The organism is Mediterranea massiliensis, from assembly GCF_900128475.1.
GTDB classification, from domain to species: Bacteria; Bacteroidota; Bacteroidia; order Bacteroidales; family Bacteroidaceae; genus Bacteroides; species Bacteroides massiliensis_E.
On the sequence record NZ_LT635834.1, the window covers coordinates 133,441 to 145,100 of the forward strand.

At 47.4% G+C, this 11,660-nt stretch carries 10 protein-coding genes; all 10 read right to left on the bottom strand.

Annotated elements, in window-relative coordinates; all coding sequences use genetic code 11:
- Positions 1-7 precede the first annotated feature (7 nt).
- The 10 genes from BQ7483_RS01855 to BQ7483_RS01900 all read right to left on the bottom strand — a co-directional run bounded on the left by BQ7483_RS01855 (position 8) and on the right by BQ7483_RS01900 (position 11,600).
- On the bottom strand, positions 8-874 hold the full coding sequence (locus BQ7483_RS01855; protein ID WP_022021236.1) for a hypothetical protein: 867 nt from the start codon (positions 872-874) through the stop codon (positions 8-10).
- 3 nt (positions 875-877) lie between these two features.
- Entirely contained in the window at positions 878-1,402 is a 525-nt protein-coding gene (locus tag BQ7483_RS01860; RefSeq protein WP_022021237.1) for an LptE family protein, read from the bottom strand.
- Entirely contained in the window at positions 1,389-2,660 is a 1,272-nt protein-coding gene (locus BQ7483_RS01865; RefSeq protein WP_072544678.1) for a sigma-54 interaction domain-containing protein, read from the bottom strand. The genes BQ7483_RS01860 and BQ7483_RS01865 overlap by 14 nt, the downstream gene beginning before the upstream one ends.
- Positions 2,661-2,664: 4 nt before the next feature.
- Positions 2,665-3,762, bottom strand: a complete 1,098-nt coding sequence (gene pdxA / locus BQ7483_RS01870) for a 4-hydroxythreonine-4-phosphate dehydrogenase PdxA (RefSeq protein ID WP_022021239.1) — start codon at positions 3,760-3,762, stop codon at positions 2,665-2,667.
- Positions 3,752-4,831, bottom strand: a complete 1,080-nt coding sequence (locus tag BQ7483_RS01875; protein ID WP_022021240.1) for a DUF4837 family protein — start codon at positions 4,829-4,831, stop codon at positions 3,752-3,754. Before BQ7483_RS01875 ends, pdxA begins: the two co-directional genes overlap by 11 nt.
- A 75-nt stretch (positions 4,832-4,906) precedes the next feature.
- The gene (gene rlmN, locus BQ7483_RS01880; protein ID WP_072544633.1) at positions 4,907-5,941 is read right to left on the bottom strand and encodes a dual-specificity RNA methyltransferase RlmN; all 1,035 of its coding nucleotides are present in this window, start codon (positions 5,939-5,941) and stop codon (positions 4,907-4,909) included.
- A 167-nt stretch (positions 5,942-6,108) separates the two neighbouring features.
- Entirely contained in the window at positions 6,109-8,250 is a 2,142-nt protein-coding gene (locus tag BQ7483_RS01885; RefSeq protein WP_072544634.1) for a peptidylprolyl isomerase, read from the bottom strand.
- Positions 8,251-8,374: 124 nt separating this feature from the next.
- Positions 8,375-9,631, bottom strand: coding sequence for a hemolysin family protein (locus tag BQ7483_RS01890; RefSeq protein ID WP_072544635.1), 1,257 nt, complete (start codon positions 9,629-9,631; stop codon positions 8,375-8,377).
- Between the two features lie 9 nt (positions 9,632-9,640).
- Positions 9,641-10,237 carry an LPS export ABC transporter periplasmic protein LptC gene (gene lptC / locus BQ7483_RS01895; RefSeq protein ID WP_262493907.1) on the bottom strand — a complete coding sequence of 199 codons (597 nt, stop codon included), beginning with the start codon at positions 10,235-10,237 and terminating at the stop codon, positions 9,641-9,643.
- A 40-nt stretch (positions 10,238-10,277) separates the two neighbouring features.
- Positions 10,278-11,600, bottom strand: coding sequence for a hypothetical protein (locus BQ7483_RS01900; protein ID WP_072544636.1), 1,323 nt, complete (start codon positions 11,598-11,600; stop codon positions 10,278-10,280).
- Positions 11,601-11,660 lie beyond the last annotated feature (60 nt).

An 11,660-nucleotide genomic window follows, 5' to 3' on the forward strand; every position in this document is an offset into this window, starting at 1 on the left:
TTTCTAATTATTTTGATTTAGCGTTAATAATCAATTTCTCCAAAAATCGGATTTGGTCTGCAAAGTAAGCATTTTTTTTTGGATAATTCAAGCTTAACTTTTTAATAATTTCAAGGGCCTTCTCATATCGGTGCTGTTTTATGTAAATTTTGGCCAAAGTTTCGGTCAAACAGCTGTCGTCCCACTCTTCGGACGACAACGGCAGATTTTCGGCCGCCTCTTCGTCCTGCGCCGATGCGGTTTCCTTTTTCTCAACATCCGATGCCGGTTCTTCTACCGCAAGCGTCTTCCCGCTTTCTTCACCAGACTCTAACGGCATCGCCTCGTGCTCTTGGACTTCCGGCGCCGCCGTCTCTTCCTGAGCAGTTACTTTACCAGCGTTTTCCACCTTGTCCAAAAAGCCGTCAATCAACTCCTGCCCGCGCAACTGGGGAACATTCTCATCCAACGAACCAGAGTTTTCTTCCTTCAGCAAGTAGGCCGTATAGTCCATCGTATAATCCAAGCCGGTACTTTGCGAATGGTCTTCGGGCATAGAAGACAAGAAGGCATCTATCAGGAACAGCGTACGGTCAACACCCGGTTCCCCACTTCCTTCCGAAAGGACAGCCGGCTGTTCCTCCTCCCGATGCAATGTGTAGCGGTCTCCTTCTATCAGATAGAACAACGAACGGCGGTCGGCCACATACAGCACCGCCTTACGCAATTCTACTCCGAAATTGATGTCGTGCAACAAAAAAAGATTTTTCAGATAAAGCAGACGCAACGACTGAAAATAAGGATAACGGGCTACCAATGTACGGAGCTCGTACAAAGATTCCCGATTCAACGACTCGGGATGCAGAATCCATTGTTGCAGTTGGAAGGATGTCATATCTTACCAGTTGGCTACCGTAGCGTTGAAAATCTGTTCCGTAATGTCCTTTACCATCAACGTAATCAGCTGGTCCTGTACATCGGTCAGCAACTGATTGGAATCGTAAGTCTGGAAAGCCGAGAACTGCTGTTCAAAGTCCTCCTCATGATTGGTATTGTTGGTATAGCGCACGTTGACCGTCAGCGTCACCTTTACCTTGGAAGCATAACCACTGGCATCGACAGACTCATTGTATTGGTTATAGCCTGTAATTTCACCGTCGATATCCAAATCGCCACCCGAATCAATCACCTGCAAACGTGTCTGCTGAATGAACATATCCCTCAGTTTCGTATTGAACTCAATGGCCAAAGGCGCATAGACATATTCCGCCCGATTCTGAAAATCGGCAATGGAAATGGTCTTTACCTTCGAATAGTCTATCGAACTGATGGGAGCCAATCCAAAAGACATACGGCACGAATATACAATGACCACCAGTGCGACACAGGCAAATGCGATTCCTAACTTCTTAATCCAATCCATATTCCTTAATCTTTCTGTAAAGCGTCCGCTCTGAAATATTCAAATCTTGTGCAGCACTTTTCCGTTTTCCATGATTCTTTTCCAATGCCTTCCGAATCATCTCCTTTTCTACATCATCCAACGCCAGAGATTCTTCCACATACTCTTCCGTATCCTGAATGTCATCATCGGCAGGAGCAGTGGCAGGCTTCACAGGCTGGACTGCCGGACGAATGATGGTCGGCACATTGGACTCAACAGTCACAGGAGGCACCAATGGAGTCGTCGGAGCATAATACGTGGAGTCGGGTATCGGAGAAGGGGCTCCATGACCGCCCGAAGCACGTTCGGACATGATCTCATGAACCAGTTTCTTCAATTCGGTCACATCCTGACGCATGTCGAACAATACCTGATACAGAATTTCCCGCTCACTGCCAAATCCCTTGCTTTCTTTGACACCCAGCAGGGCCGGCAAGCGCTGGACGTTGTTGGCCGGCAAATAACCTTTCAGAATTGCCGCAGTAATTTCCCGATTAGGTTCTATAATGGATATCTGCTCCGTTATATTTTTCAATTGGCGGACATTGCCCGGCCAGGAATATGCCATCAGCATCTGACGGGCATCGTCAGTGAGCTGAAGAGCCGGCATGTGGTATTTCTCGGCAAAGTCCGAAGCAAACTTACGGAACAGCAGCACCACGTCCTCACCCCGCTCACGCAAAGGGGGAACCTGGATAGGCACCGTGTTCAGTCGGTAATACAAGTCTTCACGGAAACGCCCGTCGGCAATGGCCTGCGTCAGATTGACATTGGTCGCAGCCACAATGCGGACATCGGTCTTTTCCACCTTCGACGACCCCACCTTGATAAATTCCCCGCTTTCCAGCACACGAAGCAAACGGGCCTGCGTCGGCAAAGGCAACTCGCCCACTTCATCCAGAAAGATGGTTCCTCCGTCTGCCTCACCAAAGTAACCCTTACGGTCGCTGATGGCTCCTGTAAAAGCGCCTTTTTCATGGCCGAACAGTTCAGAGTCGATGGTTCCTTCAGGAATGGCACCGCAGTTCACCGCTATATATTGCCCATGCTTGCGGCGGCTATATTGGTGTATGATTTGCGGAAAACTTTCCTTTCCCACACCGCTTTCACCCGTTATCAGTACGGACAAGTCGGTAGGAGCCACCTGCATGGCTACATCGATTCCACGCAACAATGCTTCATTATTGCCGATAATGCCAAAACGCAATTTGACCTGTTGTATTTCCGCCTTTGTCATCATTTTACAAATCCTCTTCTACACTATCCAACTTCAGTTTGTCACTGTCGTCTTTCTTGTCATAATATTGTTTCCGAAGCGGATTGGCATTGGCCAACATCTCACTTTGACGATTGCGGAAAACATCGATGGCCACATAAACTGCCTGCCGGAAAGAGTCTTCCGAAGCAATTCCTTTACCCGCAATATCATAGGCGGTACCATGAGCCGGCGATGTACGAACCACCGGCAAACCAGCAGTGAAGTTCACCCCTTCGTCCATAGCCAAGGCCTTGAACGGTGCCAGACCCTGATCGTGATACATTGCCAACACACCGTCGAAATGAGTGAAGCTGCCCGAACCCATAAATCCGTCTGCAGGGAAAGGACCGAAGCACAGCACTCCTTCTTCCGTCATTTCCTTCATGGCAGGAATGATGATTTCTTCTTCTTCCGTGCCCAGCAAGCCGTTGTCACCCGCGTGAGGATTGAGAGAAAGGACCGCTATACGAGGTGCCCCGATACCGAAATCCTGCTTCAAAGAGCGATGGAAAATGCGCATTTTCTCCTTAATCAGATCTTTAGTCAGCGTAGACGCAATCTGGCCCACAGGGATATGACCGGTAACCAATGCTACCCGCAAATCATTTTTCATCAGAATCATCAACGCTTTCTTTCCTTCGCCCAGCTGCTGCTCGATATATTCAGTATGCCCTGGGAACTTGAATTCCTCCGACTGAATGGTATGCTTGTTGATAGGAGCTGTCACAATGACGTCTATCAGTCCTTCCCGATATTCATCAAAAGCCTTCTCCAAGGCGACGAGAGCCGCATGTCCGGCTTCGGCATCCGGCTTGGAAAATTCAACCTTCACCTCGTCGTCCATACAGTTTACGATACTCAGACGGTCGTGAGCAGCCTCTCTGGCCGATTCTATGATACTGAAGTTCGTCGGCAAATCGAGGGATTTGCGATGGTAAGCCGCCACCTTGGGCGAGCCATAAATAACAGGAGTACACAACTCCAGCATAGCAGGCTCTGCAAAAGTTTTCAAAATGACTTCGTAACCTACACCATTGATATCGCCTTGCGTAATGCCGACTCTCACTTTCTTATTTTCCATTGTCTTGTTTCTTAGTTGCAACATCTGTATTCTTCGCGTCTTTTGCAGCCTCTTCCTGAGCATCCTTCTGTTCACCCGGCAAACGCAAAGTATAGAGGGAAGCCTCCATCTGACGAATCAGATTGCGTTTCAACTTGTCGGGGGAATATACAAACACTTCGGCTACAATGATCCGCTGGTTCTTTTCATCCAAACGCATGTGGGAAACATACGGGCCTCCCATAAAATCGCCATGAACGCGCCACAAGCCACGTGCCTCGAGTGCGTAAGCATGCTGAACGGTAATGGGACGTACATCGGTCAGCAAAGTATCGGTTGCCATATACATGCCCTCACGCGCACCGGGGATGTTCACCTTCATCACAGAGTCACGCTTCTGCATATAATATTCTTTGGTAAACGTATTCTTGTCACGATAGGGGAATGAATAGATGACAAAATTCTGGTCACCGGTAGCCGCGTTGGTACCTGCCCAGAAGAAGTTTTCACCAATCTTGTGGGAAGAAAGTGCACCCGGCACCCATACTTCGCAATCGAACATCTTCTTGACTTCCTTATAGACAAAATCATTATGGTCAGTCTCCAATACGGCAATCTGACGATTCATCTCCGCACGGGTAAAGAAATCAATGATATCTTGTTTATGCTGGGTCACATATTCTCCGAAAGACTCTTCATCGGGAGCCTGTATGGTCAAGATGGCCTGCGGATAAGAATACACATCCTTGCTGTATTTCATCTTGGGCTGGGTATAGATATTCTGCACATCAGCCACAATAATGTTGCGGATGAGCTTCAAGGTAGCATCATAATTGGTAGGATCGGTATACATGATTCTGAACGAACGTTCCGACTGGGGAAGTCCAGGCACATCCGTATCCAACACATTGAAAAGCGCACGACCGGCCGGACGCTCCCACATGTCCTGGTCGATAACCACCAGAATTTCATAAGCACGGCCGCTGGAAGTCGGCGTAAACACGCTTTTCCCCTTTTTCTTGCCACTACAAGAAACCATCAGAAGCGACAGTACAAAAAACAAACTGAAATAAAACAAGTGTTTTTTCATATTACTTCTCCATTTAAATTTTCACAAAGCTACAAAGAATGCGTTTATTCACCATATCCGAGTTAATAATTTATATTAATTCTTGTCTACAGCCTCCTGTTTGGCAGTAGACAACATGCCACACGCGGCAAAAATATCTTCTCCACGTGACGCACGGATTGTAGTGAACAGGCCATGCGAGGTCAGATAATCACGGAAACGGACCATCGTATCCATATCCACCCCTTCGAGGTCGACATTGGGAATGGCATGGAAACGGATCAAGTTCACACGGCAATCCAATCCGCGAAGGAGCTTCAACAGTTCTTTCGCGTAAGGCAAACTGTCATTTACACCCTTGAAAACAATGTATTCGAAAGACAAACGGCGCTGTTTGCTGAAATCATACTGACGCAACACATCCACAATCTCTGTAATGGAGAAAGCCTTCTCGGCCGGCATCAGCTCCCTGCGCTGCAACGGCAGAGAGGAATGGAGGCTAACAGCCAAATGGCAATCGCACTCTTCGATAAACCGCTTCAGGCCCTTACGCAAACCTACAGTAGAAAGAGTCACCCGCTTCGGGCTCCAGGCATAGCCATAGGAAGCCGTCATCACTTCCAGCGCCTTCAACACTTCGTCCAGATTGTCCAACGGTTCACCCATACCCATCATGACAACATTGGTCAGTTTGTCACGCTCGGGCAAGGAATGTATCTGGTTCAGGATTTGTGCAGCCGTCAGATTGGCCGAGAAGCCCTGCTTGCCAGTCATACAAAACTCACAGTTCATTTTGCAACCCACCTGTGAAGACACGCATAGAGTGGCCCTATCGTCATCTGGGATATAAACAGATTCTACAAAATGAGTTTCGCCAACCTGATAGAGATACTTGATGGTCCCGTCGACCGAGCGCATGGCTTCGACAGGAGCATAGGCCCCGACTTCATACAGTTCTTTCAGCAAATCGCGATGTTTCAACGACAGATTGGTCATCTCGTCAATAGACTTCACCTTCTTGTCGTACAACCAAGAAGCTATCTGCTTGGCCGAAAAGGCTGGCATATCCAACTGTTTCACCAAAGACTGAAGCTCGGCCAGTGTCATTCCCAAAAGAGGTTGTTTCTGCATATTTATGGAATCTATATATTTCTCTTTGCAAAGATATTAAAAGGTAAGGGCAGTAGCAAATGAAAAGCAAGTTTTCGATTCGGCCATACCGAACAGAGGACTCTATAAAAAGACAGGAGCCGCCCGAGACTATCAGGCAGCTCCTGCATATTATTACAGAATACTTATCAGAAGAAGAGGTAACGATCGTCCTTCACGTTGGCCTTCAGATAAAGGTCGTTGACAAACTGTCTTACAACCAAGTTGGTATACATACCCTGCAACTTGTCCACTTCAGCTTTCTCATCGTAAGTTTCGTTCAGCTTTTCTTCAGCATAGGGCTGGAGGACAAATACACCTGCATTACCCTTAATCGGAGCACTCAGCTGATTCATGGCACCAACAGAAGCATAAGCACTTACCAGCGGCTCACTGCTACGCAGAACTGATACAAACGCCGGAGCATCAAAAGTTACATGCTTTACAGAATCGGTTACAGCATTGGCCAGTCCCTTATACTGGTCGAAAGTAGAAGCGTTGGCAGCCTTCATGTCGGCCATAATCTTTTCAGCCTTCTTGTCGCGAACCAACTGCAGTCTCAAGTCATTCTGCACAGCAGCCAGCGAACGATAGCCTTCGGGAGCCACCGAAACCAGGCCAACTACCATCATGTGGTCGCTTTCACCGCATTCATACAAGCCAGATACTTCACCCGGTTTGGCGGAGAATACCCATCTGAGAGCTTCCTTCGTGCCACGTACACCGCCGATGCTATGCTCTGCGCTGTAAAGGTCGGTACGGTCGAGCAGACGATAACCGGCATCTTCGGCATTGGCTACCAGCTTGTCCAGTGTATTGTTGGCAGCGATGAACTGGCTGAAATCGTTGTATGCCTTGCTATATGTGTCCTTACTGAACTCTACAGCACGCTTTACAACAGCCACTTTATATTTGTCCTTGTAGGCCTTCTTTCCTGTAACCTGCAGGATGACATTGCCCTGGGCCAGTGAAAGATTTTGCAGGTCATTGGTTTCACCCATAGTAACAGCGGTAATGTACTTCAAGTTGTCGCCGTCCACCTGCGCTCCTTCATAGTTGGCGGAAGTAATCCATATGGATTCACCCGTCTGACCATACTTCTTGGCAACCTCAGCGAAATCGGCCCCACCCTTGATGGCGTTGTAAATGCTGTCGGCCAAAGTCTTGGTCTTCTCAGGAGTTTCGGCAACGACCTGTATCTGACGATACTGAATAGAATCGGGCATAGAGGCCTTGGCCAGTTTCTTGAACGAGTTCATCGTATTGTCAAGTGCATTGTAATAAGGACCGTATACATCGCCCATAGCAACTGAATCCAGACGAGCTACCACATCACTCGGCAAAGCCCGAGTCGTATAATACAGGTCTACATAAGGCTGCTCGGAACCGGTCGAACGAACCAGCGTCGAATAATCGGAAGTGGCACCAGCCAACTGAGCCGTGTATTCGTCCATCTCCTTACGCAGTTCGGCTTTGTCTTCGTCACTGGCAGTAACCTGTACGTCAATGTACTTGATGTTACGGGTTTCCACATACTGACGGTATTGCTCCTTCTTCTCGTCGTAAGCAGCCTTCAGCTCGGCGTCAGTCACTGTAATGGTAGAATCCACGATAGAAGAATAAGGAACGGCAGCCAGCAGCATATCCTTCTGGTCGATACGGCCGTCGAACGTCATCTGTGCCTCTACGGGATTGGAGAGCAGAGACTTCGCGATGAGGTTGCTATACTTTTCCTGCAAGCGAGTCTGAACAAGAGTCTTCTCGATAAACGACCATACCTTATACAAAGAGTTATAGTAATCGGCATATTGCGCAGGCATCTGTCCCTGGTTCATCTTGGCATAATCGGCCAGGAACTTCATCAGCATATCCTTGTCGAACGCACCTGTCTGCGGATTGTGGAACGGTGTCTGGGCCAACAGCGGATGAGTGCCTTCATTGATGATGGACTTTATTTCTTCCTTGGAAACGGTCAGGCCCAGCTTCTCGGCCTCAGCCTCAATCAACTGGTTGTTGACATACGTTCTCCAAACTTCATCTCTCAACTGGTTGAGCTGATCGTCGCTCAATGCGTTTGTACCGCTCGTAAACTTCACGACTTCCGCATATTCATCTACCATTGACTGATAATCCTGAGCGGAAAGCACATCTCCGTTCACCTCACCTACATCTTGTGACTGATGCGGCTGGAGCACACGCCACGCATCACCTGCGATGAAGGCGAACAGAGCCAAACCCACAGCAATCACCAATAAAGGTCCTTTGGACCGAATGTTTTGTAATGTTGCCATTTTTATTAATTGTTTTTTATTTGTTTATTATTCTTTTTCTGCCACTGTTCATTTTAGCGCACGAAGATACAAAAAATGCAAATACACTTCTATTTATTCCAAGAAAAATTACGTTTTCAGGCATTTATTCAGTCACTTTCATGCGGACAAGCTCAATTTTGGTCGCCGTAACCTTGATAATTTTGAAATGATATTTGCCGATAGCCACTTCTGCATTCGGTTTCGGAAAGCTCTGATAAGTGTTCAGAATCAAGCCGCCAATCGTCAGATAATCGTCCGACTCAGGCAAATCCAAGTCGAATGTCTCGTTCACTTTCTCAATCTCCAGACGACCCGACAACAGATAATCATGGTCGGCTATCTGCCGGCAGACGTACGAAGTATTGTCGTGCTCATCCTCTATATCGCCAAAAATTTCTTCCACCAGATCTTCCAAAGAAACGATGCCCGAGGTACCGCCAAATTCATCGACCACTACGGCCAGCGTCTTCTTCTGCTGCATGAACAATTTCATCAGCTTATGGGCCGGCATTGTTTCGGGCACAATGGGAACTTCCTTGACGTGGTTGTGCCAGTCGGCCGGATTGCGGAACATCTCCGAGGAATGGATGTATCCGATAATGTTGTCAATGTTCCCTTTATAAATCAATATCTTCGACAATCCCGACTCGATAAACAGATTTTTCAACTCTTCGAGCGAAGCGGATGTGTCGACCGCCACAATCTCCGTACGGGGCACGATGCAATCGCGTATCTTGACATTCGAGAAATCGAGCGCATTCTGGAAAATCTTCACCTCCGTATCCAGCTCTTCTTCGTTGGAAGCATTCTCGATGCCCGACTGGACGAAGTAATCCAAATCGACTTTGCCAAAAGCCCTGTCAGAGGCTTCCTTATTGATACGCATCCCACCCAAACGCAAGAAAAGGCAGGATAGACCCGAAGCCAACTTGGATATCGGGAAAAGGACCACGTAGCAAACCAACAGAGGAAAGGCAAATATCCTCAGCATCAGATTCGGATTGATCTTGAAGAGGTTCTTGGGCAAGAACTCACCCGTCACCAGAATAATCAACGTAGAGATGACTGTCTGAATCAATACCAGAAGAAAGTGATTGTCGATGACACCCGCCAACAGGTATCCTTCAATGATCTGAGCCATCAGGATACCATAAATGACCAAGGCGATGTTGTTACCCACGAGCATCGTGGATATGAAGTTATTGGGATTCTTGAAGAAATAGGACAGGACGTTCGAGGTCCACCCTTCCTTCTTCTCCATCTCAAAGCGAAGTTTGTCCACCGACACAAAAGCAATCTCCATCCCCGAAAAGAAAGCCGAGAAAGCCATGGTCACCAACAAAGAAACAATTATTCCCATAACAAAAAGCTACTTGACGGTATCGGCCTGCAAAGTATCGGCAGGTGCGGTTCCTGTGTCTTCATCAATATAAAAGATTCCGTTGGTCTTGAAGAATGTGTATTTCGTCAGCTGCTCATTCGATTCAAAGCCTACAGCGTAAATGATCTGGTCAGGCTGCTCGATGCGAACCTCCTTGTCCGAATAGACTTTCTGCTTGTTCTGGTCCCAGAAAAGCAGTTCGGTATCGAACTTCTCGCCTTTCAGGTTCTGGATGTGCACATTGCTTATCAGCTTCCACAACTTCTGTTTGTCGTAATAGTAGGCCGTATCAGCCTTGATGCTGGCCTCTACCTGAAAGAGAGAGTCGAACTTCTCGACATAGACACCTTTCTCGAACGACCAATAGGAGGGCGACTTACGGTCGTAGACCTTCCATTCCTCCGCATTGACACGGTAACGGATGACACCCGAATCGGACACCAGCGTCACAACTCCCCGCGTATCCATCACAGGCAGCGAGTCGCGTTCAGTAATGGCAGCGCCCAACTCCTTCTTGCGGCCCGAGCAGGAAGAGAATAAAACAAGCATAACCATCACCCCGCAGGCAATGGTTATGCTCGTCATTTTATGTCTAATCCATCGATAAATGTCGGAGGACATACGATTATCTGATGGTTGTAGTCTCACCAATCCAGCCTTCAACCGTGATGCGGTCACCGGTCTTGTAGCCCAGCATGAAGAGGTCCTTGGCCTCGGGCAGGTGAGCGGAGTAAGTTCCAATCAGCTTGTTGGCCTGTTCGGCAACAGAGGGATCAACAGACTTGGCTCTCTGAAGCTTGTCGAGCACTACGTAATAAGTACACTTGTTCAGAGCAGGTTCATCGTTCCAATGAGGATTGGAGCCGTATGCCTGAGCCAGCAGGATGTAAGCGTTACCGAAGTTCTCGTTGAAGCCGATAGCCTTGTAGCAGTAACTGCGTACCTGCGACCACTTCTTGGCACCAAACATGGCGGCAGCAGCTGCATAAGCCATTTCAGCCTTCTTGGCATTGTCTGTTTCCAAACTCAAAGCCTCATCGAAATACTTCACAGCCGTATCATAGTCACCCTTCTTATATGCCTGAAAACCGCAACCTACAGCAGCATCGGCCGTCGGGTTGATCTTATACATATAATAAGAAGCCTGGAAGTAAGCATCGCTCTCGGTGCATTTCATCATCTTCAGCACGTTGATGGCCTTCTTCAGGAAAACAGAATCCGTCTGATTGGCTTCTACCTGAGGACCATAAATTTTCTGAAGAGATTCGCAATCGGCTACGCCACTGTTGATGAAGATAGCGACTATACTTTCTTTAATCTTCTCAAGCGTATTCTTCGTAGACGGTTTTGTTTCTGCAGCAATAGCAGCATCTGTATATTTTGTTGCATCCAAATAGTCTTGGAAGAATTGCTCAGTGTGAGCTGCATCAGCCTTAACCTTCTGCATAGAGGTATTCATAAAATAAAAGAGTATGGTAGGATTGGCTTCCTGCTTATCCGCATCTACAGACTCTTTCAGCCAAGCATAAGCTTGATTCAAGTCTGGCTTTGGAGCGTAAGTCAAATAGTCAATAGCCTTACGGCCTTTTGCACCTTCCACACCATAATTCAATTTTGTACCCTTTGCCAAGAACTCAGGAATATATTTCATTTCCTGATCATAAACAGACATCAGTTCATTAAAATATTTTTGGTAGTCGGCGGAATTACGGTCTTTAATACCCTTCAAAAAGCTCTGCAAAATATCTTTTGCATCACCATATGTATAGAATCTCAGTGTCGGACAATCTTTCAAGACCTCCATACAGGGGGCATAAGCATCCTTAAAGTTTCCTGCCTTGACAGCTTCGTGAGAGATACTGCTGTTGGCATTACAGTCGTTTTGTGCGTAAGCTCCGGCTGCTCCACCCGAAAGGAGCAAGGCCGCTACAAGCGTCTTAATTTTCATTGTATTTAAAATTTTTAGTTGTTATATTTTTGTCTATTCCATCTATCTCTTTGTCTCTGC